General features: G+C 72.9%; 21 protein-coding genes. 13 read left to right on the top strand and 8 right to left on the bottom strand.

Annotated elements, in window-relative coordinates; translation table 11 throughout:
- Nucleotides 1-76 precede the first annotated feature (76 nt).
- Entirely contained in the window at nt 77-1,096 is a 1,020-nt protein-coding gene (locus tag CFP65_RS27245) for a DUF4349 domain-containing protein (RefSeq protein ID WP_158702368.1), read from the top strand.
- Between the two features lie 9 nt (nt 1,097-1,105).
- Here the strand turns inward: CFP65_RS27245 and hemE are convergent, their stop codons facing one another.
- A complete protein-coding gene (gene hemE / locus CFP65_RS27240) occupies nt 1,106-2,191 on the bottom strand; it encodes a uroporphyrinogen decarboxylase (RefSeq protein WP_104818664.1) in 1,086 nt (361 codons plus the stop codon).
- Between the two features lie 226 nt (nt 2,192-2,417).
- Between hemE and CFP65_RS27235 the strand changes: the two genes are divergently transcribed.
- The 6 genes from CFP65_RS27235 (at nt 2,418) to CFP65_RS27210 (ending at nt 9,895) form a co-directional block, all read left to right on the top strand.
- Nucleotides 2,418-3,068 carry a DUF3000 domain-containing protein gene (locus CFP65_RS27235; protein ID WP_104818663.1) on the top strand — a complete coding sequence of 217 codons (651 nt, stop codon included), beginning with the start codon at nt 2,418-2,420 and terminating at the stop codon, nt 3,066-3,068.
- Between the two features lie 397 nt (nt 3,069-3,465).
- Nucleotides 3,466-4,173: a response regulator transcription factor gene (locus CFP65_RS27230; protein ID WP_104818662.1), complete on the top strand. Its 708-nt coding sequence runs from the start codon at nt 3,466-3,468 to the stop codon at nt 4,171-4,173.
- A gap of 231 nt (nt 4,174-4,404) precedes the next feature.
- The gene (locus tag CFP65_RS27225; RefSeq protein ID WP_104818661.1) at nt 4,405-5,652 is read left to right on the top strand and encodes a ribonuclease D; all 1,248 of its coding nucleotides are present in this window, start codon (nt 4,405-4,407) and stop codon (nt 5,650-5,652) included.
- A gap of 305 nt (nt 5,653-5,957) precedes the next feature.
- Complete coding sequence (locus CFP65_RS27220; RefSeq protein ID WP_104818660.1) at nt 5,958-7,175, top strand: acetyl-CoA C-acyltransferase; 1,218 nt, start codon at nt 5,958-5,960, stop codon at nt 7,173-7,175.
- Nucleotides 7,176-7,186: 11 nt separating this feature from the next.
- Nucleotides 7,187-9,298: a 3-hydroxyacyl-CoA dehydrogenase NAD-binding domain-containing protein gene (locus CFP65_RS27215; protein WP_104821156.1), complete on the top strand. Its 2,112-nt coding sequence runs from the start codon at nt 7,187-7,189 to the stop codon at nt 9,296-9,298.
- Between the two features lie 108 nt (nt 9,299-9,406).
- The gene (locus CFP65_RS27210) at nt 9,407-9,895 is read left to right on the top strand and encodes a GNAT family N-acetyltransferase (protein WP_104818659.1); all 489 of its coding nucleotides are present in this window, start codon (nt 9,407-9,409) and stop codon (nt 9,893-9,895) included.
- Nucleotides 9,896-9,902: 7 nt separating this feature from the next.
- Here CFP65_RS27210 and CFP65_RS27205 read toward each other — a convergent pair whose 3' ends face one another.
- The 6 genes from CFP65_RS27205 to CFP65_RS27180 all read right to left on the bottom strand — a co-directional run bounded on the left by CFP65_RS27205 (nt 9,903) and on the right by CFP65_RS27180 (nt 15,481).
- The gene (locus CFP65_RS27205) at nt 9,903-10,844 is read right to left on the bottom strand and encodes an ABC transporter substrate-binding protein (RefSeq protein ID WP_104818658.1); all 942 of its coding nucleotides are present in this window, start codon (nt 10,842-10,844) and stop codon (nt 9,903-9,905) included.
- Between the two features lie 21 nt (nt 10,845-10,865).
- Nucleotides 10,866-11,744 carry an amino acid ABC transporter permease gene (locus CFP65_RS27200; RefSeq protein ID WP_104818657.1) on the bottom strand — a complete coding sequence of 293 codons (879 nt, stop codon included), beginning with the start codon at nt 11,742-11,744 and terminating at the stop codon, nt 10,866-10,868.
- Nucleotides 11,741-12,589, bottom strand: a complete 849-nt coding sequence (locus CFP65_RS27195) for a GNAT family N-acetyltransferase (protein WP_104818656.1) — start codon at nt 12,587-12,589, stop codon at nt 11,741-11,743. Before CFP65_RS27195 ends, CFP65_RS27200 begins: the two co-directional genes overlap by 4 nt.
- A 26-nt stretch (nt 12,590-12,615) precedes the next feature.
- On the bottom strand, nt 12,616-13,638 hold the full coding sequence (locus CFP65_RS27190) for a transporter substrate-binding domain-containing protein (protein WP_104818655.1): 1,023 nt from the start codon (nt 13,636-13,638) through the stop codon (nt 12,616-12,618).
- Between the two features lie 170 nt (nt 13,639-13,808).
- Nucleotides 13,809-14,576, bottom strand: coding sequence for an amino acid ABC transporter ATP-binding protein (locus CFP65_RS27185; protein WP_104818654.1), 768 nt, complete (start codon nt 14,574-14,576; stop codon nt 13,809-13,811).
- Entirely contained in the window at nt 14,573-15,481 is a 909-nt protein-coding gene (locus CFP65_RS27180) for an amino acid ABC transporter permease (RefSeq protein WP_104818653.1), read from the bottom strand. Before CFP65_RS27180 ends, CFP65_RS27185 begins: the two co-directional genes overlap by 4 nt.
- Before the next feature lie 425 nt (nt 15,482-15,906).
- On the opposite strand from CFP65_RS27180, the gene CFP65_RS42610 reads away from it, so the two are divergent.
- The 6 genes from CFP65_RS42610 (at nt 15,907) to CFP65_RS27155 (ending at nt 21,450) form a co-directional block, all read left to right on the top strand.
- Nucleotides 15,907-16,005: a putative leader peptide gene (locus CFP65_RS42610; RefSeq protein ID WP_371682472.1), complete on the top strand. Its 99-nt coding sequence runs from the start codon at nt 15,907-15,909 to the stop codon at nt 16,003-16,005.
- A gap of 124 nt (nt 16,006-16,129) precedes the next feature.
- The gene (locus CFP65_RS27175) at nt 16,130-17,347 is read left to right on the top strand and encodes an LLM class flavin-dependent oxidoreductase (protein ID WP_104818652.1); all 1,218 of its coding nucleotides are present in this window, start codon (nt 16,130-16,132) and stop codon (nt 17,345-17,347) included.
- Between the two features lie 18 nt (nt 17,348-17,365).
- On the top strand, nt 17,366-18,739 hold the full coding sequence (locus CFP65_RS27170; protein ID WP_104818651.1) for an NtaA/DmoA family FMN-dependent monooxygenase: 1,374 nt from the start codon (nt 17,366-17,368) through the stop codon (nt 18,737-18,739).
- Nucleotides 18,736-19,800, top strand: coding sequence for an LLM class flavin-dependent oxidoreductase (locus CFP65_RS27165; protein WP_104818650.1), 1,065 nt, complete (start codon nt 18,736-18,738; stop codon nt 19,798-19,800). The genes CFP65_RS27170 and CFP65_RS27165 overlap by 4 nt, the downstream gene beginning before the upstream one ends.
- Before the next feature lie 28 nt (nt 19,801-19,828).
- A complete protein-coding gene (locus tag CFP65_RS27160; protein WP_104818649.1) occupies nt 19,829-20,935 on the top strand; it encodes an LLM class flavin-dependent oxidoreductase in 1,107 nt (368 codons plus the stop codon).
- Nucleotides 20,932-21,450, top strand: coding sequence for a flavin reductase family protein (locus CFP65_RS27155; protein ID WP_104818648.1), 519 nt, complete (start codon nt 20,932-20,934; stop codon nt 21,448-21,450). The genes CFP65_RS27160 and CFP65_RS27155 overlap by 4 nt, the downstream gene beginning before the upstream one ends.
- On the opposite strand, the gene CFP65_RS27150 is transcribed toward CFP65_RS27155, so the two are convergent.
- Nucleotides 21,441-23,867, bottom strand: a complete 2,427-nt coding sequence (locus CFP65_RS27150) for a right-handed parallel beta-helix repeat-containing protein (protein ID WP_104818647.1) — start codon at nt 23,865-23,867, stop codon at nt 21,441-21,443. The genes CFP65_RS27155 and CFP65_RS27150 overlap by 10 nt on opposite strands.
- Nucleotides 23,868-23,976: the final 109 nt, after the last annotated feature.

Below are 23,976 nucleotides of genomic sequence, written 5' to 3'. Positions count from 1 at the left end.
TCCGCCGGAGCCGGCGCGCCGTCCAATGGTCGTGCCCGGCTCCGGGCAGCGGCAGACCAGGGGGAGGACCGGCAGCATGAGACGGCAACGGGTGGGAGTGCGGCGACGGACGGGCACGGCAGTGGCCGGGGCCGCCCTGGCGGCGGCGGCCCTGCTGGCGGGGTGCAGCTCCGCCTCGGACCACTCCTCCGCCGGGTTGGCCGCCAGAGCGCCGGCGGCCCAGGCACCGGCCGACGCCGCCGGGCACCAGCCGGCCGCCGGCCAACCCACCGGCGGCGCCCGGCCGAACACCGGCCCCACCGTCTCCGCCGCCGCCCGACAGCTCGCATACACGGCCCAACTCGAGCTGCGAGTGGCCGACTTGGCCAAGGCCGTGCGCACCGCCGAACAGCTGACCCAGCCCGACGGCTACGTGGCCGAGGAGCAGGTACAGGAGGCCACCCCGGGCTCGGCGGGCACCGCGCGGCTGACCCTCAAGCTGCCCACGGCCGGCTACCATCAGGCGCTGGAGCAGCTGGCCGGGCTCGGACAGGTGATCGGCGAGCACCGCCAGGCGGAGGACCTGACCCAGCAACTGGTCGACTTGGACAGCCGGTTGAAGAGCCAGCAGGCCAGCATCGAGCGTGTCCGGGCGCTGATGAACTCGGCGAGCTCGATCGCCGACGTGGTCTCGTTGGAGAGCGAACTCGGCCACCGGGAGGCCGATCTGGAGTCGCTCCAGCACCAACGCCAGGAGCTGGCGGGCCAGGTGGCGCTCTCCACCGTGACGGTGAGCCTGAGCACGGCCGCCGCACTTGTGCCGCCGGCCCCGCACCCGGCGAGGACCGGCTTCTGGCACGCGGTCGGCAGCGCCCTGGACGGCGGCTGGCAGGTCCTGCTGACGGTGCTGCGCGGGATCGTCCTGGTGCTCGCGGCCCTGGCGCCGTTCGTGCTGGTGCTCAGCCCGCTCGGCTGGGCGGCCTGGCTGGTCCGGCGCCGCCGGACGGCCCGCCGCGCCGAACTCGCCCTCCTGGAGACCGAGGAGCACCGGGCAGCCGCCGAGGAGGACGGCGAGGAGCGCGAGCCGGCCGAGGAGGCCGGCCGACCCGCGCCCTGAGGAAGGGTCTCAGCTCTCGGTGGAGCGGTGGACGAAGTCGACCAGGCGGGTCAGCGCGTCCGGGTCCATGCTCGGCATCACGCCGTGCCCGAGGTTGAAGATGTGGCCGCTGCCGCCCAGCGACTGGGCGGCGTGCAGCACCTCGCGGGCCTTGGTCTCCACCACGTGGGTGGGGGCGTAGAGCACGGCCGGGTCCAGGTTGCCCTGGAGCGCCTTGCCGGGGCCGACCCGCTCGGCGGCCACGTTGAGCGGCACCCGCCAGTCGACGCCGACCACGTCGGCGCCGGCCTGGCCCATCAGGCCGAGCAGCTCGCCGGTGCCCACGCCGAAGTGGATCCGGGGCACGCCGTACCCCGCGACCGCGTCGAACACCTTGACGCTGGCGGGCATCACCGAGCGGCGGTAGTCGTCCGGGGCGAGCGCGCCGACCCAGGAGTCGAACAGCTGGACCGCGGAGGCGCCGGCCTCGATCTGGATCTTCAGGAAGGCGGCGGTGATCTCGGCCAGCCGGTCGACCAGGGCGGCCCACAGCTCGGGCTCGCCGTACATCATGGCCTTGGTCTTCTCGTGGCTCTTGGAGGGGCCGCCCTCGACCAGGTAGCTGGCCAGGGTGAACGGCGCCCCGGCGAAGCCGATCAGCGGGGTGGCGCCGAGCTCCTCGACCAGCATCCCGACGGCCTCGGTGATGTACGGCATGTCGTCCGGCTCCAGCGGCCGCAGCCGCTCGAGGTCGGCCAGGGAGCGGATCGGGTCGGCGATCACCGGGCCGACGCCGGGCTTGATGTCCACGTCGATGCCGACGGCCTTGAGCGGCACCACGATGTCGCTGAAGAAGATCGCCGCGTCCACCTTGTGCCGGCGCACCGGCTGGAGGGTGATCTCCTTGACCAGCTCGGGCCGCATGCAGGACTCGAGCATCGGCACGCCCTCGCGCACCTTCAGGTACTCGGGCAGCGAGCGCCCGGCCTGGCGCATGAACCAGACCGGGGTGTGCGGCACCGGCTCGCGCCGGGCGGCTCGCAGGAAGGCGGAGTCGTACGCGGCGCCACGGCGCGCGTCGGGCTGACCGGGCTGGGCTGCGGAAGTCTCACTCACGGTACGAATCTTCGCACGCGCCACGGGCGCCGCCGTCCGCGGTCGGTCGTCGGTTCCTCCAACATCCCCACCTGTACCGCGACCCGGCTCTCGGTAAAGCCTTTCCCTGACGTCCCGCCGGTTGTGGCGGGTACGTCCCGATTTGGACGACAGTTCGAACGGACAGCCACGCCACGCGGGTGGCGGGTGCTCGGAAACCGGCGCTCGCCGACCTACGCTTCGGTTCATGGCAGCGGTCGGCGGGCACCCCGCACAAGGTGGCGGAACGGGCAAGGAGTCGGCGCCGATCGGTTTCCGCACGGCGGTCGAGGCGCTGGCCGCGGCGCGGCTGCGCCCGGAGCTCCAGCTCTCCGTCGCCCCCGCGCCGCGCCGGCTGGCACCGTACGCCCACGCCCTCACCGCCACGGTGGAGGTGGACGGCGAGGAGCTGGCCGACGGCCGCTTCGTGCTGCTGCACGACCCGGCCGGGCAGGAGCCCTGGCACGGCGACTTCCGGGTGGTGACGCTCACCCGGGCCGAGCTGGAGCCGGAGATGGCGGGCGACCCGATGCTGGCCGAGGTCGGCTGGGCCTGGCTGACCGACGCGCTCCAGGCGCACGGGGCCGGCCACGCCGAGCCGGGCGGCACGGTGACCCACGCCGCCTCGCACTACTTCGGCGCACTCGCCGAGCGGGAGCCCTCCACCGAGATCGAGATCCGGGCCTCCTGGACCCCGGCCGACGGCCGGTTCGAACGGCACCTCGCGGCCTGGGGCGACCTGCTCTGCATCTGCGCCGGCCTGCCGCCCACCGTGCCGGCCCCGGTCCCGCTGCCCGACACCGCGTCACTCGGCGGAGTGGTCCCGATGCCCGCCCGGCGACGCCCGCGCTCGCACTGAGCCCGGCGCGCGCTCCCGCCCGTCCACCCGGCCCGCCGCACGCTGCCACGGAAGGGGTGCACCGTGCCGCCGTGCGAACGGCGCCACCCCCAGGGCTGACGGACGGTGACTTCGGCCCCGCTCTGCGTCAATTCCCTGTCCGAGCCTGACCGGAATTGACCCGCGCCGGTCGCTTCCGTGCGATTCCGGGGCATGTCGTATCAGTCATCTGCGCGATTTGTCCGTATTGTTACTCACTAGATCGTGATCATTCGCTAAAGCCGGACACGGATGATGCCGAAGGTGTCAGTGACCCTTTCCACACGCGGACTCCCCAGGCCGCCCCACCGACCGCCCGCCCCCAGGCCGGTTGGCGGCAGCCGGGGCCAGCCGTCCGCCACTCCCCCAAGGAGACCTGGTGTCGGTCCTTCTGGAACACCCCGCCAACGTCGCCGCGTACCGTCCGACGAAGCCCACCGCCATGGTGGTCATCGCCGACCCGCGCGTCCGAAACACCGTCACCCGGCACCTGTGGGCCCTCGGCGTCCGTGACGTCATCGAGGTCTCCTCGATCGCCGAGGCCCGCCCCCGGGTCACCACCCCCCGGGACATCTGCATCGCCGACGTGCACCTGCCCGACGGCTCCGGCCTGACCATCCTGGCCGAGACCCGCGCGGCGGGCTGGCCCAACGGCCTGGCGCTCTCCGCCGCCGACGACATCGGCGCCGTGCGCAGCGCGCTGGCCGGCGGGGTCAAGGGCTACGTGGTCACCGGCACCCGCACCAACGTGGCGATGCCCGGCCGCCCCGGCCTGCCGATCGGCGCGGGCGGTCTGGCCGGCCGGATGCGGCGTCCCGGCCTGCCGGGTGCGGTCGGCGCCCCGGGCGCGCCCGGGGCCCCCGGAGCGCCGGGCGCCCAGCCGCAGGCGTACCGGGAGCTGTCGGGCCGTGAGGTCGAGGTGCTCCGGCTGGTCGCCGAGGGCCAGTCGAACAAGGCGATCGGCGTGGCCATGGGCCTCTCCGCGCTCACCGTGAAGAGCCACCTGGCCCGGATCGCCCGCAAGTTGGGCACCGGCGACCGGGCCGGCATGGTCGCCGTGGCGCTGCGCACCGGCATCATCCACTGAAGCCGCTGCGGGTCCGCGAGCCGCGTCGTCTCCCCGGTCGGCAGGCCGCGGCAGTGGGCGGAGGAACGTTTCCTCTCCCCTCTGCTGCGGCCTGCCGCCGTCCGTGACGGCCCGCCGAGCGGGGTGGGCCGGGGGTCCGGAGGGCCCGCTCACGCCCCCGGCATATGTCGGAACACAGTCTGACCAGTCCGACAACACTCCCGGGAGCGGGTGCCGTCGTACCCTTGGGGGGTGACCGACGCCGTAGCAGCCATCCCAGAAGAGACAGCCCCGGTCCCGCTCCTCGAGCCGCGGGAGGGGCTGCCGCCCGTCGTGGCCGACGAGACGGCGCTCGCCGAGACGGTCGCGGCCTTCGCCGCGGGCACCGGCCCGGTCGCCGTGGACGCCGAGCGGGCCTCCGGTTACCGCTACGGACAGCGGGCCTACCTGATCCAGCTCCGCCGCGCCGGAGCGGGCACCGCGCTGATCGACCCGATCGCCTGCCCGGACCTGAGCGCCCTCGGCGCCGCCCTCGCGGACACCGAGTGGGTGGTCCACGCGGCCACCCAGGACCTGCCCTGCCTGGCCGAGGTCGGGATGCGGCCGCGCACCCTGTTCGACACCGAGCTGGCCGGCCGGATCGCCGGCTTCCCCCGGGTGGGCCTCGGCCCGATGACCGAGAACGTGCTCGGCCTCTCGCTCGCCAAGGAGCACTCGGCGGTCGACTGGTCGACCCGCCCGCTGCCCGAGCCCTGGCTGCGGTACGCGGCCCTGGACGTCGAGGTGCTGGTCGAGCTGCGCGACGCACTCGAACGGGAGCTGGACGCCCAGGGCAAGCTCGGCTGGGCCCTGGAGGAGTTCGCGGCGATCGCCGCCGCCCCCGGCCCCTCCCCCCGGGTCGACCCCTGGCGCCGCACCTCCCAGCTGCACAAGGTCCGCCGCCGGCGCCAGCTCGCGGCCGTCCGCGAGATCTGGCAGGCCCGCGACCGGATCGCCCGCGAGCGGGACGTCTCGCCCGGGCGGGTGCTCACCGACGCGGCGATCGTCAACGCCGCGCTCGCCATGCCGCTCAACGTGCCCGGCCTGCAGGCCGTGCAGGGCTTCGGCCCCCGGGTGAACCGCCGTCAGCTGGAGGCCTGGATGGCCGCCCTGCAGCGCGCCCGGGAGATCCCCGAGAACGAACTCCCGCCCGCCACCGCCCCGCACGAGGGCCCGCCGCCCCCGCGCGCCTGGGCCGAGAAGGACCCGGTCGCCGCGGCCCGGCTGACCGCGGCCCGCGCCGCCGTGACCGACCTCGCCGAGGCCCACCACCTCCCGGCCGAGAACCTGATCACCCCCGACCTGGTCCGCCGCCTCTGCTGGGAGCCGCCGGCGGAGCACAGCAGCGAGACGGTCGCCGCCGCCCTCCGCACCCTCGGCGCCCGCCAGTGGCAGGTCGACCTGGTCGCCCCGGCGATCGTCGCCGCCTGGGCTGCTCCTGCTGGAGAGGGCAGCTCATAGGGGCGCGGGGAACTGCGCGAGGTCGGAAGAAGCGGACCTGATCGGCTCCCGCTTCGATCCGGTTGCACTATCCAGGGGCGCGGGGAACTGCGCGAAGTCGGAAGGCTGCAAGCCGTAGCCTCCCGCCTCGCGCAGTTCCCCGCGCCCCTGACCATGTGCCTGGTGTCGCACGTCACGCGAGTTACCGCAGGGGGTCCTAGGCAGCTTGGTTACCGGCGGGTAGCATGGCCGTGATGCAGCGCCGCTTTACCTGTTCGCGGCACCCTGCGCACTACGTCCTGTTGGTCCCTGGGAGGAGAGCCCCCGTGCCTCGTACCGCGAGGGACGTCGTCTTCGTCGATGGCGTCCGCACCCCGTTCGGCAAGGCCGGCCCGAAGGGCATCTACCACGAGACCCGCGCCGACGACCTCGTCGTCAAGTGCATCCGGGAGCTCGTCCGCCGCAACCCGAACCTGCCCGTCGAGCGCATCGACGAGGTCGCCATCGCCGCGACCACGCAGATCGGTGACCAGGGTCTGACCATCGGCCGCACCGCCGCCCTGCTGGCCGGTCTGCCGAAGTCCGTGCCGGGCTACGCGATCGACCGCATGTGCGCCGGCGCCCTGACCGCCGTCACCACCACCGCGGGCGGCATCGCCTTCGGCGCGTACGACATCGTCGTCGCCGGTGGCGTCGAGCACATGGGCCGTCACCCCATGGGCGAGGGCGTGGACCCGAACCCGCGCTTCGTCTCGGAGAAGCTGGTCGACGAGTCCGCCCTGTTCATGGGCATGACCGCGGAGAACCTGCACGACCGCTTCCCGCACATCACCAAGGAGCGCTGCGACGCGTACGCGGTGCGCTCGCAGGAGAAGGCCGCCAAGGCGTACGCCAACGGCGACATCCAGCCCGACCTGGTGCCGATCTCGATCCGGAACACCAACCCCGAGGCCGGCGAGACCGGCTGGGGCCTGGCGACCAGTGACGAGCCGATGCGCCCGGGCACCACGATGGAGAGCCTGGCCGGTCTGAAGACCCCCTTCCGCCCGCACGGCAACATCACCGCCGGCAACTCGGCCGGTCTGAACGACGGCGCGACCGCCTCGCTGCTGGCCGCCGAGGACGTGGCCGAGGAGCTCGGCCTGCCGGTCAAGATGCGCCTGGTCTCCTACGCCTTCGTCGGCGTCGAGCCCGAGGTCATGGGCATCGGCCCGGTGCCGGCGACCGAGAAGGCGCTGGCCAAGGCCGGTCTGACCATCGACGACATCCAGGCCTTCGAGATCAACGAGGCCTTCGCCGTCCAGGTGCTGGCCATGCTCGACCACTTCGGCATCGCCGACGACGACGAGCGCGTCAACCCGTACGGTGGCGCGATCGCCTTCGGTCACCCGCTGGCCTCCTCGGGCGTGCGCCTGATGAACCAGCTCGCGCGTCGCTTCGAGCAGCGCCCCGACGTCCGTTACGGTCTGACCGCCATGTGCATCGGTTTCGGCATGGGCGCGACCGTCATCTGGGAGAACCCGCACTTCGAGGGGACCAAGTGACCACCACCGAGATGCTCAAGCGCGCCGCGGAGCTCTTCCCCGGCGAGGTCGTCACCACGGCCCACGTGCGCCACCTGGACCTGCCGCTGCAGGCCGGCAAGCTGGCGATGATCACGCTGGACAACGGCTTCGACCACACCAAGCCGACCACCTTCGGCCCGGGCTCGCTCGCGAAGCTCTCCGAGGCGCTCGACCAGGTCGAGGCCGAGGCGGCCGAGGGCAAGATCGTCGCCGTCGCCATCACCGGCAAGCCGTTCATCTTCGCGGTCGGCGCCGACCTCAAGGGTGTCGAGGTGCTCAAGGAGCACTCCGACGCGCTGGCCATCGGCAAGGGCGGCCACGACGTCTTCAAGCGGATCGCGGCCCTGCCCGTCCCGACCTTCGCCTTCTACAACGGCGCGGCGATGGGCGGCGGCGTCGAGGTCGGCCTGCACGCCACCTACCGCACCGTCAGCTCGGGCGTCCCGGCGTTCTCGCTGCCCGAGGTCTTTCTGGGCCTCGTCCCCGGCTGGGGCGGCTGCACCATCCTGCCGAACCTGATCGGTCCGGCGAAGGCCGTCAAGGTCATCATCGAGAACTCGATGAGCCAGAACAAGCAGCTCAAGGGCAAGGAGGTGTTCGAGCTCGGCATCGCGGACGCGATCTTCGAGCCGGCCGACTTCCTGGAGCAGTCGATCCTGTGGGCCGCCAAGGTCCTCAAGGGCGAGGTCACGGTCGAGCGCGAGGAGCACGACCGCGGCAAGGCCTGGGACGACGCCGTCACCTGGGGCCGCTGGGTCGCCGACGCCAAGGTGCACGGGGCTGCCCCGGCCGCTTACAAGGCGCTCGACATCATCCAGCAGGTCAAGGATGGCGACCTGCAGGCCGGCTTCGACGCCGAGGACGCCGCGCTGGCCGAGCTCATCATGAGCGGCGAGCTGCGCAGCGGCATCTACGCCTTCAACCTGGTGCAGCGCCGGGCCAAGCGCCCGTTCGGCGCGCCGGACAAGTCGCTGGCCCGCCCGGTCTCCAAGGTCGGCGTGGTCGGCGCGGGCCTGATGGCCTCGCAGCTGGCGCTGCTCTTCGCCCGCCGCATGGAGATCCCGGTCGTCCTCACCGACATCGACCAGGAGCGCATCGACAAGGGCGTGGGCTACGTCCACGGCGAGATCGACAAGCTGCTCGCCAAGGGCCGGATCGGCAACGACAAGGCCAACAAGCTCAAGGGCCTGGTCTCCGGGCACCTGGACAAGGCCGTCGCCTTCGGTGACGCGGACTTCGTGATCGAGGCCGTGTTCGAGGAGATGGGCGTCAAGCAGAGCGTGCTGGCCGAGCTGGAGGCCGTGGTCTCCCCGACCACCATCCTGGCGACCAACACCTCCTCCCTCTCGGTCTCCGAGATGGCCTCGAAGCTGGAGCACCCCGAGCGGGTCGTCGGCTTCCACTTCTTCAACCCGGTCGCGATCCTCCCGCTGCTGGAGATCGTCCGCGCGGAGAAGACCGACGACGGCTCGCTGGCCACCGCCTTCGCGGTCGCCAAGAAGCTGAAGAAGACCGCGGTGCTGACCAAGGACGCCCCGGCGTTCGTCGTCAACCGCATCCTCACCCGCTTCATGGGCGAGATCCAGAACATCATCGACGAGGGCACCTCGTTCGAGACGGTCGAGAAGGCCGTCGAGCCGCTCGGCCTGCCGATGTCCCCGATCGCGCTGCTCGAGCTGGTCGGCCCGGCCATCGCCCTGCACGTCTCCGAGACGCTGCACGGCGCCTTCCCGGAGCGGTTCACCGTCTCCGAGAACCTGGCCCGCGTCGTGGAGGCCCGCAAGCGCGGCTTCTACATCTGGGAGGACGGCAAGCAGGTCCTCGACCCCGAGGTGCTGGCCATCCTCACCTTCGGCGACAAGGCCCTCTCCGAGGAGCAGGTCCGGGCCCGTGCCCTGGACGCCGTCGCCCAGGAGATCGGCCTGATGCTCGACGAGGGCGTCGTCGGCGAGGCGCAGGACATCGACCTGTGCATGATCACCGGCGCCGGCTGGCCCTTCCACCTCGGCGGCATCACCCCGTACCTCGACCGCGAGGGCGTCTCCGAGCGCGTCAACGGCAAGCGCTTCCTCCCCCCGGGCGTGGCCTCCATCCCGGCCTGATCCGCGCAGCTCGGTAGCCGCCGGAGTCCCGGCACCCCTTGATGGGTGCCGGGACTCCGGCGTTTTAAGCCGTTGCGATGATCCGCCCGGTGGCGGGATGCTGGGCGGATGATGATCAGGGAAGCCACCGAGGACGACTGGGCCGCGATCTGGCCGTTCTTCCAGCGGATCGTCGCCGCCGGCGACACCTTCACCTACCCCGTGGACCTCGGCGAGGAGGAGGGGCGGGGGTGGTGGCTGCTGGCCGCGCCGAACCGGACGGTGGTGGCCGTGGACGAGGCCGGGGTGGTGGTCGGGACGGCGAAGATGAACACCAACCAGGCGGGGAACGGGTCGCACGTGGCCAGTGCCAGCTACATGGTCGACCCGGCGTACGCGGGGCGGGGTGTGGGGCGGGCGCTCTGCGAGTACAGCCTGGCGTGGGCGAAGGCGGCCGGCTACCGGGCGATGCAGTTCAACGCCGTGGTGGAGACCAACGCGTACGCGGTGAAGCTGTACCGCTCGCTCGGGTTCGAGGTGGTGGGCACCGTGCCCGGCGCCTTCGCCCACCCGGAGCACGGGTACGTCGGGCTGCACGTGATGCACCGGGCGCTCTGACGGCCGGTCAGAGCGCGGCCGGCGGGTTGAGCAGCGACTGCTTGACGCCCGTGCCGGCCACGCCCCACTTGGCGAAGATCCGGTCGTAGTCGCCGTCGGCGATCAGCTTGTTGACGGCGGCGGCCAGGGCCTTGCCCACCGGGGAGCCCTTGGCCGTGACGAACCCGACCGGGGTGGAGCTGAGTTGGCCCAGGTACTTGGTGCCGGGCAGGTGGGCGGCGTCGTACTTGAGGCTCAGGGTCGGGCCGAAGTAGATGTCGACCTTGCCGTTGGCCAGCCCGAGGAAGATCGGCGCGGTCTCGGCGAAGTACTGCACGGTGTACGGCTTCTTGCCGGCCGCCGCGCACAGGGCCGCGCCCTGGGTGAGGATCTGCTGGAAGGTGGTGCCGGGGCTGGTGGCCACGGTGTGGCCGCACAGGTCGGCGAGGGTGGCGACCGAGGCGAGGTCGAGGTCCTTGGCGCCGAGGAAGGACTGGCCGTCCTCCAGGTACGTGGCGAAGTCGACCACCTGCTCGCGGGCCTTGGTGACGCCGAAGTTGTCCTGCCCCACGTCGTACTTGCCGTTCTGCACCCCGGGGATGACGGTCGGGAAGGTGCCGTACTGCACGTCCCAGCGGACCCCGAGCAGCTTGGCCACCGCCTCCCGCAGGTCGATGTCCAGGCCGACCTCCTTGCCGCTCGGGTCCTGGCCGCCGTGCGGCAGGCTGGAGCTGCCCACGGCCTGGGTGGTGCCCAGCAACAGGGTGCCCCGGCTGCGGACGGCCTCGGGCAGCTGGGCCGCCAGGGCCGGGTCGGCCTTGAGGTGGGAGACCACGTCCTGGGTGGGCAGCGCGGTGGCGTCGGCCGCCGTGGCCCGGACGGCGGTCGGCGTGGTGGTGGAGCCGCAGGCGGTGAGCAGGGCGAGCAGGGCGGAGGCGGCGGCCAGGCGGGCGAGGGGCGGTCGGTTCATCGGAGGTCCTTAGCAGCAGACTCAACGGGTCTGGCTGCGGGCGAAGTGGCGTTCGAGGAAGTGCTGGCCGACGGAGAGCAGGGTGGTCAGCAGGACGTACCAGAGGGTCGCCACCAGGAGCAGCGGGACGATCTCGAAGTTCTGGTTGTAGATCAGCTGGGCGGAGTTGAGCAGGTCCTGCACCGCGATGACGCTGACGATCGAGGTGGCCTTGAGCATCCCGATCAGCAGGTTGCCGGAGGCCGGGACGATTGCGGGCATGGCCTGCGGCAGCACGATCCGGCGCAGGATCCAGCGCCGGCCGAGGCCGAGCGCCTGGGCGGCCTCGGTCTGGCCGCGGTCCACCGAGAGCAGGCCGCCCCGGACGATCTCGGAGGAGAAGGCCGCCACGTCCAGGGTGAGCGCGACGAAGGCGGCCGTGAGCCCGCCGAACAGGTGGGCCGTGCGGAACACCGCGAACTCCGGGCCGAACGGGATGCCCAGCGACAACTTCGGGAAGAGCGAGGCGAGTTCGTACCAGAAGAGCAGCTGCACCAGCAGCGGCACGGACCGCACCAGCCAGACGAACCCGAAGCAGAGCCCGCCGACCACCGGATTGCCCGAGAGCCGGAGGGCCGCGATCACGATGCCGAGCAGGTAGCCGACCACCATCACCGCGGCCGTCAGCCAGAGGGTCAGCTCCAGGCCGCGCAGGATCGAGCCGTCGAAGAGGTAGGAGCCGACCACCGCCCACCGGAACCGCTGATTGGTGAACAGGGTGTGCACCAGCATCACGGCCGGCACGAGGAGCAGCACCGCCGAGGCCCACCGGCCGGGGCGGCGCAGCGGCAGCACGAGGGTGGAGCGTTCGGCGGTCGGCTCGGCGGCACGGGTGGCGGGCTCGCGGGTGGGGGCGGTCATCGGGCCCGCTCCTGCTCGGCGGCGGTGCCCGGACGGTCGGGGGCGGTGCCCGGACGGTCGGGGGCGGTGCCCGGGGCGCGGAGCAGCAGGAAGTCCGGGCGGCGGCGGAGCGTGAAGCCGATCGACTCGTAGAGGCGGATGGCCGTGGTGTTGGCGGCCGAGGTGTGCAGGAACGGCGTGTCGCCGCGCTCGCGGATGCCGTGGGCGACCGCGCGGACCAGGCGGGTGGCCAGGCCCCGGCCCCGGTGGGCGGGGTCGGTGCAGACCGCGCTGATCTCGGTCCAGCCGGGCGGATGCAGCCGCTGGCCGGCCATCGCGACCAGCCGGCCGGCCACCCGCAGGCCCAGGTAGCCGCCCAGCTCGACGGTGCGGGGCAGGAAGGGACCGGGCTGGGTGCGTTTGATCAGGTCGAGCATCTCGGGCACGTCGGCGGGCCCGAGCCGGACGGCCTCCAGGGCCGGCTCGGGCCCGAAACCGGTGGCCCCCGGCAGCGGCTCGGTACGGAGGGCGGTGGCCCCCGGCAGCGGCTCGGTGCGGAGGGCGGTGGCCACCAGTTGGACGCCGGGGATGGTGTCCTCCAGTCGCCAGCCCGGCGGCGGGTCGAGCAGGCCGGTCAGGGCGGCGAGGCCACCGGGGCCGACCAGCTCGGCCAGGTCGGCCCAGGCCTGCGGGTCGGCCGGATCGGCGAGGGCGGCGAAGGGGCTGACCTCGGCCGGGTAGCGGGCGGCCCGGCCGTGGCGCTCGGCGAGGTGGGCGTGCGGGCCGGCCAGGGCGGCCCAGACCGGGTTGTCGAGCAGGTGCGGTGGGCTGGTGGTGCGGGTGGCACTGCGGATGGTGGCGGACACGGCTCTCCCGGGTGGCGGGTGGAGGGTCAGGAGTTGGTGGACGGCAGGCCGGGCGGGTTGACCAGCGAGGTGGGGACGGCCTCGTTGGCGAGGTGCCAGGCCGTGAGCCACTGCGCGTACTGACCGTTCTTGATCAGGTGGTTGACCGCGTCGGCGACCGGCTTGGCCAGACCGCTGTCTTTCTTGGTGGTGGCGGCGATCAGGCCCTGCAGGGACTCCCCCGCACCGGAGTAGGTGCCGGCGTTGCGGGTGGGCGTGGGCGAGCCCGCATCCTTGGCGACCTGGTAGGCGACGGCGGGGTTCGGGCCGAAGTAGGCGTCGATCTTGCCCCCGACCAGGGCCAGGTGGACGGCGTTGTTGTCGGGGAAGTACTTGACGGTGAGCTGCTGGCCGGCCGCCTTCAGCTTGGCCTGCCACTCCAGCAGGATCTTCTCCTGGTTGGTGCCCGAGCCGACGGCCACCGTCTTCCCGGCCAGCACGCGGTAGTCGCCGGTGAAGGTCCAACCGCTGGTGCCGGCCACCTCGAAGGCGAGGTTGTCCTGGCGGTAGGAGGCGAAGTCGTACTTCTTCTTCCGCTCCTCGGTGTCGGTGATGTTGGAGAAGCCGACGTCGGTCTTGCCGCTGTCGATCCCGACGAAGAGGTTCTCCCAGGTGGAGTTCTGCACCACCGGCTCCAGGCCGAGCACGGCCGCGATCAGCCGGCCGAAGTCGGGCTCGGCGCCGGTGAGGGTGCGCTGGTCGTCGCCGATGAAGTTCAGCGGCGGGGAGCCGGCCGGCAGCGCACCGACGCCGATCACGAGCTTGCCGCGCTTGGCCACCTCGGCCGGCAGCTCGGCCCGGATCTCGGCCACCGGGTCGACCTTGAGCTCGGCCGGGGTGCCGGCGCCGTTGGACTTGGCGGCGATGGCGATCGCGCCGGTGCCGGCACCGGACGTGCCGGAGGCGGCCGGGGTGGCGCTGCTGCCGCAGGCGGCCAGGCCCAGGGTCAGCGTGGCGGCGGCGGTGCCTGCGGACAGGGCGCGGCGGAGTCTGCTGCGAATGGCGGGCATGGCGGTGGTTTCCTTGTCGTGGTGCGGAGTTGACGCGCTGCGGAGAGGATGTGGCGCGGTGCGGGCTTGGCGCGGTACGGAGTTGGCGCGGTGCGGGCTTGACGGGGTACTGGCTTGGCGCAGCACGGAGTTGGCGCGGCTGAGCGGGGTGGGGCCGGGCGAGGGCCGGCTCAGAGCACCTTGGCGAGGAACTCGCGGGTGCGCGGGTGCTGAGGGTGGTCGAGGACCTGCGCGGGCGGGCCCTGTTCGAGGACTCGGCCGCCGTCCAGGAAGACCACCCGGTCGGCCACCTCGCGGGCGAAGCCGATCTCGTGGGTGACGATCACCAGGGTGGTGCCGCTGGCCGCCAAGTCCCGGATCACCGAGAGGACTTCGCCGACCAGCTCCGGGTCGAGCGCCGAGGTGGGCTCGTCGAAGAGGATCACCTCGGGCCGCAGCGCGAGCGCCCGGGCGATCGCCACCCGCTGCTGCTGGCCGCCGGAGAGCTGACGCGGGTAGGCCTCGGCCCGGTCGGCCAGCCCGACCCGGGCCAGCAGGGCCCGGGCGGCCTCCCGGGCCTCCGGCTTGGCCAGCAGGCCGGTGGCCACCGGGGCGGCGGCCACGTTGTCCAGCACGGTCAGGTGCGGGAAGAGGTTGAACCCCTGGAAGACGAAACCGATCTTCCTTCGCTGGACCAGGATCTGACGGTCCGCCAGCTCACGGAGCCGGCCCCGGTGGCGGCGGACGCCGATCAGCTCGCCGTGCAGGCTGACGTGCCCGCGCTCGGGCCGCTCCAGGTGGTTGACCACCCGCAGCAGGGTGGACTTCCCCGAGCCGGAGGGGCCGATCACCGCGACCACCTCCCCCGCGCGGACGGTCAGGTCGATGCCGGCCAGCACGGCGCGCGAGCCGTAGGACTTGTGCACGTCGTGCAGTTCCACTGCTGCGGGGGCGCTCATCGGGCGGTCTCCTTCCGGACGCCGCGCGAGTAGCGGCGTTCGACGTAGTACTGGGCGGCCGAGACCAGGCTGGTCAGCAGCACGTACCAGGCGGTGGCCACCAGCAGCAGCGGCACGATGTCGCCGGGGTAGGTGCTGCCGAGGCTCTGGGCCGAGCCGAAGAGGTCGAGCAGCGAGACGTAGAAGACCAGCGAGGTGCTCTTGACCAGCCCGATCAGCTGGTTGACGTAGGCGGGCACGATCGCCCGCAGCGCCTGCGGCAGCACGATCCGGGTGAAGCGGTACCGCCCCGGCAGGCCGAGGGCGGCGGCGGCCTCGTGCTGGCCCTGGTCGACCGAGAGCAGGCCGGCCCGCACCACCTCGGCCGCGTAGGCGGCCTCGTTGAGGCTGAGCCCGACCACGGCCACCACCAGGTCGGTGGCCAGCCGCGACTCGTCGAAGCTCCAGAGCGCCGGGCCGAACGGCACACCCAGGCTGACGGTGCGGTAGAGAGCGCTGAAGTTGTAGAGGAAGAGCAGCACCACGATCAGCGGCACCGAGCGGAACAGCCAGACGTACCCCCAACTGACCACCCGCAGCACGGGGTTGCGGGAGAGCCGGGCCAGCGCGAGCAGCACCCCGCCGGCCAGGCCGAGCACCGCGCTCCAGGCGGTGACCTCCAGGGTGACGGCCAGGCCGTCGGTGATCACCGGGCGGAGGAACCAGTAGCGGAACCTGTCCCACTGGTAGAACGGGTTGGTGGCCAGACCGTGCGCCACTTGGGCGAGCAGCACCAGGACGAGGGCGCCGACCAGCCAGCGGCCGGGGTGGCGCAGCGGCAGCACCCGCTCGGCACCGTCCGGCCGGGGTCGGGCCTCGGGTGCGGCGGGGGTTTCGGGGATGACAGGGGTGAGCGATTCGCTCATCGGGAGACTCCAGCGGAGGCCGTGACGGCGCACCGGCGGTGGGGCCGGGGGTCACAGCGGTACGGGGACACGGGGGGACCGCGCCGCATCGGGGCAGGCGAGGTGGGCGTCGGTCAGGACGGAGGGGTCAGCCGCAGGCCGGACAACACCGGGGCGCGGCGGGGCACGCGCACGGCCGCCACTGGGCGGTCATCAGTGCTGCTGCCTGCATCGTCGTCACTCTCCCGTTCCGGTGCGGTCGAAGGTAGGCGCCCTCCGCGACGGCTGTCAATGGCCGTCCGCAGGGTGGCGGTGCAACACAACTACCGCACTGTTTCGGGAAGATGACGGCGCGATCAGGCGGCCGGCGCGCATTGTGTCCGGCTCCCCGGCCGGGTTACGGTGCAGGTGAGTGAGAGCGAAGACAGCGAACGGAGGTGGCGACGGTGCAGCAGAACCCGGCCCGTCCGGCCACCTACGCGCGGCTCCACATCGACCTCCAGCGCGTCGCCACCGCGCTCTGTCCGGCCGCCTGTCAGAGCTGAAGCCCGCTCTCCCCGCTGCCGTTCCCCACCCTGTCCCCCCACCCCTGCCTCAGCCTCGCCGAGGGCCCGCGCCGGTGTGCGCTCCCGCGCGCCGTGGCCCTCCTAGCACCCAGGTGGTCCCACCATGTCCGTCCACCCGCCCACCCCGCCGCTCCACCTGGCCGTCGCCCTCGACGGCGCCGGCTGGCACCCCGCCGCCTGGCGCGAACCGGAGGCCCGACCAGGGGAGTTGTTCACCGCCGCCTACTGGGCCGAGTTGGTCGCCGAGGCCGAGGCCGGGCTGCTCGACCTGGTCACCTTCGAGGACTCGCTGAGCCTCCAGTCCACCCTCCCCTTCGACCCGGACGACCGCACCGACCAGGTGCGCGGGCGCCTGGACGCGGTGCTCACCGCCGCCCGGATCGCGCCGCTGACCCGGCACATCGGCCTGCTGCCGACGGCGATCACCACCCATACCGAGCCGTTCCACCTCTCCAAGGCGATCGCCACCCTGGACTACGTCAGCTCCGGCCGCGCGGGCCTGCGGGTGAAGGTCTCCGGCCGGGCCGACGAGGCCGCGCACGTGGGCCGCCGCCCGATCACCCGGGTGGAGCCGGAGGCGCTGGACTCCCCCGCCGGGCGCGAGCTGCTGCACGAGCTGTTCACCGAGGCCGAGGAGTACGTGGAGGTGCTGCGGCGGCTCTGGGACAGCTGGGAGGACGGGGCCGAGATCCGGGACGTGGCCACCGGCCGGTTCGTCGACACCGCCAAGCTGCACCACATCGACTTCACCGGCAGCCGGTTCGCGGTGCGCGGGCCCTCGATCACGCCCCGGCCGCCGCAGGGCCAGCCGCCGGTGGCGGCGCTGGCCCACCGCGCCGAGCCGTACCGGCTGATCGGCCGCTCCGCCGACCTCGGCTTCGTCACCCCGCAGGACGCCGCCGAGGCCGAGGCGGTCGTGGCCGAGATCCGCGCGGCGCAGGCGGCGGCCGGCCGGGCGGCCGAGACGGTGCACGTCTTCGCCGATCTGGTGGTGCTGCTGGACGAGAAGGCGGGGGCCGCCGCCGCCCGGCTCGACCGGCTGGACGCACTGGCCGGCGCGCCGTACCGCAGCGACGCGTACGTCTACACCGGCACCCCGGCCGAGCTGGCCGACCTGCTCGAAGACTGGCAGCGGGCCGGCCTCACCGGCTTCCGGCTGCGACCGGCCACCCTGCCCTACGACCTCGGGCAGATCACCCGGCTGCTGGTGCCCGAGCTCCAGCGGCGCGGCCTGTTCCGCACCGGCTACGAGGCGAGCACCCTGCGCGGTCTGCTCGGCCTGCCCCGCCCCGCCAACCGCTACGCGTCCGCCGCGCTCTGACCGGAAGGAGTGGCAGCCATGAGCAAGCCGCTGAAGCAGATCCACCTCGCCGCGCACTTCCCCGGCGTCAACAACACCACGGTGTGGAGCGATCCGGCCGCCGGGAGCCAGATCGAGTTCAGCTCCTTCGTCCACCTCGCGCAGACCGCCGAGCGGGCCAAGTTCGACTTCCTGTTCCTCGCCGAGGGCCTGCGGCTGCGCGAACAGCACGGGCGTATCTACGACTTGGACGTGGTCGGCCGCCCCGACACCTTCACCGTGCTGGCCGCGCTGGCCGCCGTCACCGACCGGCTCGGGCTGGCCGGCACCATCAACTCCACCTTCAACGAACCCTACGAGGTGGCCCGGCAGTTCGCCTCGCTGGACCACCTCTCCGGCGGGCGGGCCGCCTGGAACGTGGTCACCTCCTGGGACGCGTTCACCGGTGAGAACTTCCGGCGCGGCGGCTTCCTCGCCCAGGAGGACCGCTACGAGCGGGCCCGCCGCTTCCTGGCCGCCGCCACTGAGCTGTTCGACTCCTGGCACGGCGGGGAGATCCTCGCCGACCAGCAGTCCGGCGCCTTCCTCGCCGAGCCCGCCCCGGGTGAGTTCTCCTACCGGGACAGCCAGTTCGACATCGCCGGCCGGTTCAACGTGCCGCGCAGCCCGCAGGGGCGGCCGGTCCTCTTCCAGGCCGGCGACTCCGAGGAGGGCCGCGAGTTCGCCGCCTCCTCGGCCGACGCGATCTTCAGCCGGCACGGCACCCTGGAGGCCGGCCGGGAGTTCTACGCCGACGTGAAGGGCCGGCTGGCCCGCTACGGCCGGGCGCCCGAGGAGCTCAAGATCCTGCCCGGGGTCACCTTCGTGCTCGGCGGGACCGAGGCCGAGGCCCAGGAGAGGGCCCACCACATCCGCCGCCAGCAGGTCAGCGGCCAGACCGCGATCCGGCTGCTCGAACAGCTCTGGAACCGCGACCTGAGCGACCTGGACCCGGACGGCCCGCTGCCCACGGTCGACCCGCTGCCCGGCGAGAACACGGTGGCCCAGGGCCGGGCCTCGGTACGGATGCACCGCGACCCGGTGGCGGTGGCCGCGCAGTGGCGGGCGCTGGCCGAGGAGAAGAAGCTCTCCGCCCGCGAGCTGGTGATCGAGGTGACCGGCCGCCAGACCTTCATCGGCACCCCGGCCCAAGTCGCCTCCGACCTGAACGAGTTCGTGCAGACGGACGCGGCCGACGGATTCATCCTGGTACCGCACCTGACCCCGGGCGGCCTGGACGAGTTCGCCGACACCGTCGTGCCGCTGCTCCAGGAGCGCGGCGTCTTCCGCACCGAGTACCAGGGCGAGACGCTCCGCGACCACCTCGGGCTCGCCACCCCGCGCCCCACCGCCCGCCCGGCGGTGGCCCGGTGAAGTTCCTCGCCATCACGCTGATCCCGCACACCCCCGACCCGGCCACCGGGCAGCCGAAGCCCACCCGCGAGCGGTTCCGCGAGGTGGTCGAGAACGCGGTGCTGGCCGAGGAGTTGGGCTTCGACGGTTTCGGCGTGGGCGAGCGGCACGAGCGGCCCTTCATCTCCTCCTCGCCCCCGGTGCTGCTCGGCCACCTGGCCGCCCGCACCAGCCGGATCCGGCTGTTCACCGCCGTCACCACGCTCAGCCTGCTCGACCCGGTCCGCGCGTACGAGGACTACGCCACCCTGGACCACCTCTCCGACGGCCGGCTCGACCTGATCATCGGCAAGGGCAACGGCACCGCCCAGCGCGAGCTCTTCGACGTCTCGCCCGAGGACCAGTGGGACCGCAACGCCGAATCCTACGAGCTGTTCCGCCGCCTCTGGCGCGAGCCGAAGGTGACCTACAAGCCGCGCTACCGGCCGGAGTTGACCGAGGCCGAGGTCTGGCCGCGCCCGCTCCAGCAGCCCGTCCGGGTCTGGCACGGCAGCGCCACCAGCGAACGCTCGGCCGACCTGGCCGCCCGCTACGGCGACCCGCTCTTCTCCGCCAACGTCACCAACCCGATCGAGCCGTACGCCGCCCTGGTGCGCCACTACCGCGAACGCTGGGCCCACTACGGCCACGACCCGGCTCTGGCCACCGTCGGTGCGGGCAGCGCCGGTTACTACGCCGCCCGCACCTCCCAGCAGGCCCTCGCCGTCTACCGTCCGCTCTTCGAAAGGCAGTTGGCGCACACGCCGGAGCCGGTCTTCACCACCCTGGAGGACTTCGTCGAGCGCAGCTCGGCCCTGATCGGCAGCCCGCAGCAGATCGTCGAGAAGGTGCACCGCTACCACGAACAGCTCGGCCACAGCGTGCTGCACATCCGCGCCGAGGCGAGCGGCCTGACCGACACCCAGCACCGGGACAGCCTCGAGCTGTTCCAAGGCGAGATCGCCCCGGCGCTGCGCCACAGCCTGCCGGACCCGCCGTGGCCCTGGTCTCCCGCCGTCCCCGCTCCGGAGGAGCAGCCGTGACCGACACCCCGACTCCGGAGGACCTCTCATGACCAACACCCCGCTCACCGTGCTCGACCTGGTACCGATCTCCTCCGGCTCCGACGCCCGGCAGGCCCTGCTCAACAGCATCGACCTGGCGCAGCAGGCGGAACGCTTCGGCTACGCCCGCCACTGGTTCGCCGAGCACCATCTCAACCCCGGCGTGGCCGGCACCTCCCCGGCCGTGGTGCTGGCGCTCACCGCCGCGGCCACCTCCACCATCCGGCTCGGCGCCGGGGCCGTCCAGCTCGGGCACCGCACCGCGCTGGCCACCGTGGAGGAGTTCGGCCTGCTCGACGCGCTCCACCCGGGCCGCTTCGACCTCGGGCTCGGCCGCTCCGGCGGCTCCGCCGCACCCCGCTCGGGCGCTCCCGCGCCGGTCCGCTCCGAGCCCGGGTACACGCCCGGTGGCCTGCGCATCCCGGCCCGCTTCTCCTTCGAACACCTGCTGCACTCACCGCGGTTCGCCCTGCACCGGCGGCTGCTCCAACTGCCCGGCGCCGAACCCCAGCCCTACGACGAGCAGATCGCCGACCTGCTGGCCCTGCTGGCCGGGACCTACCCCGACGCTCGCGTGGTACCGGGCGAGGGGGCCGACCTCCAGGTCTGGATCCTCGGCAGCAGCGCCGGGATCAGCGCGGAGACGGCCGGCCGGCACGGCCTGCGCTTCGCGGCCAACTACCACGTCAGCCCGGCCACCGTGCTGGAGGCCGCCGAGGGCTACCGGGCCGCCTTCAAGCCCTCGGCCGTGCTCGACCGCCCGCACGTCAGCGTCTCCGCCGACGTGGTGGTGGCCGAGGACGAGGCCACCGCCCGCGAACTCGCCACCGGCTACGGCCTCTGGGTCCGCTCCATCCGCAGCGGCGAGGGCGCCATCCCCTTCCCCACCCCCGCCGAGGCCCGCGCCCACGTCTGGACCGAGGCCGACCGCGAGCTGGTCGCCGACCGGGTGGAGACCCAGTTCCTCGGCACCGCCGCCCAGGTGGCCGACCAGCTGGAGGTCCTCCGGGCCGAGACCGGCGCGGACGAACTGATCGTCACCACCATCACCCACCAGCACGAGGACCGGGTCCGCTCCTACGAGCTGCTCGCCGAAGAATGGTCCAAGCGATGACCGTCACCACCGATCTCGACCCCAAGCTGGCCCCCAAGGCCCTCCGCCAGGTCTTCGGCGCCTTCCCCAGCGGCGTCACCGCCGTGGCCGCCCTGGTCGACGGCCACCCGGTCGGCCTGGCCGCCAGCTCCTTCACCTCCGTCTCCCTCGACCCGCCCCTGGTCTCGGTCTGCGCCGACCGCGCCTCCAGCACCTGGCCCGTGCTGCGCAGCCGCCCCCGCCTCGGCATCTCCGTGTTGGCCGCCGAGCACCAGGACGCCTGCCTCCGCCTCGCCTCCCGCACCGCCGCCGACCGCTTCGCCGGCCTCGACTGGCGGGCCACCGAGGCCGGCGCCGTCGTGCTCCCGGCCGCCGCCGCCTGGTTCGAGTGCAGCATCGACCAGCTCGTCCCGGCCGGCGACCACGACATCGTCCTGCTCCGCGTCCACGACCTCGCCGCCACCCCGGCGACGGCTCCGCTGGTCTTCCACGGGGGCCGCTTCCGCCGCCTGGCGGCGGAGCCGGGTCAGCCGTAGAAGTAGCCGGTGAAGTCGGCGACCACGTGGGTAGAGCCGTAAGAGCCGTTGTAGAGCGACACCTTCGAGCCCGAGCCGAGACCGCTGACCGTCATCGCGGCGAGGGTCTGGTTCGGCGCGAAGTTGAGGTTCGAGGCGGTCGGCCGGGTGGTGCCCGCCGGGTAGGCGGTGAGGAAGCCGGCGGCGGTGGGCCCGGTGACGGTGGTGTTGAGCACCACGGCCTTGGGCTGCATGTCGTCCCGGAAGTCCGGCCCGCCCACGTACGCGGCGGTGGACGAGAACGGGGCCACCGGCTTGGCCACGTACCAGTCCCGGGTGTCCAGGACTCGGGTGGGCGTGACCGACTGGAAGGCCATCCCGCCGGTCGGGCTGTAGTAGCCCTGCACGTCCACCACCAGGTCCACCGGCGCGGCGGAGCCGTTGTAGAAGGTCACCGAGCCGTCCGCGCCCACCGGCACGACGGTGCTGTTGGGCACGACGGCCCCGGGGGTGAAGTTGAGGTTCGAGGCCGTCGGCCGGTCGATCCCGGCCGGGTAGGCCGTGACGAAGCCGGGCGCGGTGGCCTTGGCCTCGGTGACGTTCAGCATCACCGCCGAGGCGTCGGCCGCCACCGGGCCGACCCCGGCCACCTTGAGCGTGGTCGAGCCGTGGGCGGGCACCTGCCGGGTCTTCCGGGTGTCGAGCAGCCGGGTCGGGGCGGTCGGGTGGAAGCCGTCCCCGGCGCTGCGCTGGTAGTAGCCCGCCAGGTCCACCACCAGGTCCACCGGGGCGTCCGAGCCGTTGTAGAGGTCGATCCCCCACGCGCTGGGCAGGGTGGCCAGGTTGGCGACCACGGCCCCCTTGGTGAAGTTCAGCGTGGAGGCGAGCGGCCGGGGCCGGGAGGTCTCGTACGCGGTGATGAAGCCGGCCGCCCCCGGGTTGACTGCGGTGATGTTGACGACGGCGCTGTCGGCCAGAGCCCCCTTGGGCAGCACCCCGGAGAGGTCCAGGTGCTGCACACCGCGGGCCGGGATCCGGGCGATCCGCCCGCCGGCCCCCGTACCGTCCCGGGTGTCCAGCGCCCGGACCGGGGTGACGGCCCGGTACTGGGAGCCCATGGTGGTGGAGGTGAGGGTCAGGCTGCTCGACATCCCGGCCAGCGTGGTGGTCGCGGTCGTGGTGTAGATCCCGGCCCGGGCATAGGTGTGCTCCACCGTCACGCCCTGCGAGCCGTGGAACGGGTACGAAGTCGTCGTCCCGTCCCCCCAGGCGACCTCGATGGTGCCCGGGAGGTCCCAACTCTGCTTGACCGTGAGGAAGGCCCGCACCGACCGGGCACCGGTCTGATGGGTCTCCCGCTCCCCTGAGATCTCCGTGTCGAGGACCGGGCAGGCACCGAGTTCGACCGCGCCCCGGTCGTAGTGGCCGCCGCCGGCCCCGGTGTCGGGGATGGTCGGGTCGTCGGTGCGGGGCGTGCCGTAAATGTCGGTGGGCAATGCGCCGGGCGCGTCCGAGTCGGCAGAGTCGACGGCCAGCGGCCCGGCCAGCTGCATGTAGTTGGTCTGGCAGGCCAGGATCCTGCTGCCATCGGGCGCACTCAGGTCATGGTCGCCTTGGCCGGTGGCCGTCCGGAAAGCGGCGAGGTCGGGATAGGAGACACCCGACCAGGTGTAGATCGGCTGCGCCGCGTCGGGGTTGAACAGGTTGTACGCGCTCTTGGTCGTGGCAGTGGAATCCGCCGCCACCTGGATCCCGCTGGTCGCGCAGGTGCTGCGCCAGGGCGGCATGACGACGTTGTTCTCGATGGTCGTTCCCGTGGATCGACCGCCCACCGAGACTGCACCGCCGCAACTGAAGCGCATCGTGTTGCCCGTGACAGCCGTGCCGGTCGCTCCGTCGACGGAGACGAACGCCGCACTCGGGTGGTCGACACTGGCGAAGTAGTTGCCGCTGATGACAGTGCCCGTCGACCCCTTGTCGACCACGATCGGCGCCTGGCTCAAGAACCAGCTCCGAGTCAATCGGACTCCGGTGGAGCCGTCGGTCACGTGGAACGGCCCGACACCGGAGTAAGGCGCGTCGTGGTCGAAGCTGACATCCTCTGCACTGGAGACGGCCACCCCGCCCTCGGCCCAGTACATCCCCTGGAACCGCAGGTGCGCAGCTCCGGTCACCGCCAGTCCGCTGAGGACGAACTGCTTCCCCGGCCGTCCGGTGAAGGTGATCGGGGCCACCTCCGTGCCCGAGCGGGTGACGTGCACGGTGCCCGGAGCCGGCACGTCCTGGTCGATCACCACGGTCTGGCCCGGCGTCACCGCGTCCGCCGCCGCCTGGACGGTGCAGTACGGCGCCGCCTCGGTGCCACTGCCCGCGTCGGAGCAGGACTGGCTGTGGCCGTCCACGTAGCGGGTGCCGCCCCCGGCTTCGGCGGAAGCCATGGTGGGCAGGAGCCCCACTCCGAGGGCGAACGCCCCGACGGCCGACAGGATTCTTGCGCTTCGCACCGGAACGTCCCCCACTGATTTCCCTTGACCGCCGGAATCGGCG

The organism is Kitasatospora sp. MMS16-BH015 (assembly GCF_002943525.1).
Classification (GTDB): domain Bacteria; phylum Actinomycetota; class Actinomycetes; order Streptomycetales; family Streptomycetaceae; genus Kitasatospora.
Note: the sequence above shows the minus strand (reverse complement) of the source record. Positions and strands in the feature narration are given on the sequence as shown.

Coding starts and splice junctions, on each gene's coding strand:
- CFP65_RS27235 (WP_104818663.1), top strand. CDS start 2,418: ATGGCAGCGGTCGGCGGGCACCCCGCACAAGGTGGCGGAACGGGCAAG.
- CFP65_RS27245 (WP_158702368.1), top strand. CDS start 77: ATGAGACGGCAACGGGTGGGAGTGCGGCGACGGACGGGCACGGCAGTG.
- CFP65_RS27210 (WP_104818659.1), top strand. CDS start 9,407: ATGATGATCAGGGAAGCCACCGAGGACGACTGGGCCGCGATCTGGCCG.
- CFP65_RS27150 (WP_104818647.1), bottom strand. CDS start 23,867: ATGGCTTCCGCCGAAGCCGGGGGCGGCACCCGCTACGTGGACGGCCAC.
- CFP65_RS27175 (WP_104818652.1), top strand. CDS start 16,130: ATGTCCGTCCACCCGCCCACCCCGCCGCTCCACCTGGCCGTCGCCCTC.
- CFP65_RS27160 (WP_104818649.1), top strand. CDS start 19,829: ATGACCAACACCCCGCTCACCGTGCTCGACCTGGTACCGATCTCCTCC.
- CFP65_RS27180 (WP_104818653.1), bottom strand. CDS start 15,481: ATGAGCGAATCGCTCACCCCTGTCATCCCCGAAACCCCCGCCGCACCC.
- CFP65_RS27185 (WP_104818654.1), bottom strand. CDS start 14,576: ATGAGCGCCCCCGCAGCAGTGGAACTGCACGACGTGCACAAGTCCTAC.
- CFP65_RS27200 (WP_104818657.1), bottom strand. CDS start 11,744: ATGACCGCCCCCACCCGCGAGCCCGCCACCCGTGCCGCCGAGCCGACC.
- CFP65_RS27170 (WP_104818651.1), top strand. CDS start 17,366: ATGAGCAAGCCGCTGAAGCAGATCCACCTCGCCGCGCACTTCCCCGGC.
- CFP65_RS27215 (WP_104821156.1), top strand. CDS start 7,187: ATGCTCAAGCGCGCCGCGGAGCTCTTCCCCGGCGAGGTCGTCACCACG.
- CFP65_RS27190 (WP_104818655.1), bottom strand. CDS start 13,638: ATGCCCGCCATTCGCAGCAGACTCCGCCGCGCCCTGTCCGCAGGCACC.
- CFP65_RS27205 (WP_104818658.1), bottom strand. CDS start 10,844: ATGAACCGACCGCCCCTCGCCCGCCTGGCCGCCGCCTCCGCCCTGCTC.
- CFP65_RS27155 (WP_104818648.1), top strand. CDS start 20,932: ATGACCGTCACCACCGATCTCGACCCCAAGCTGGCCCCCAAGGCCCTC.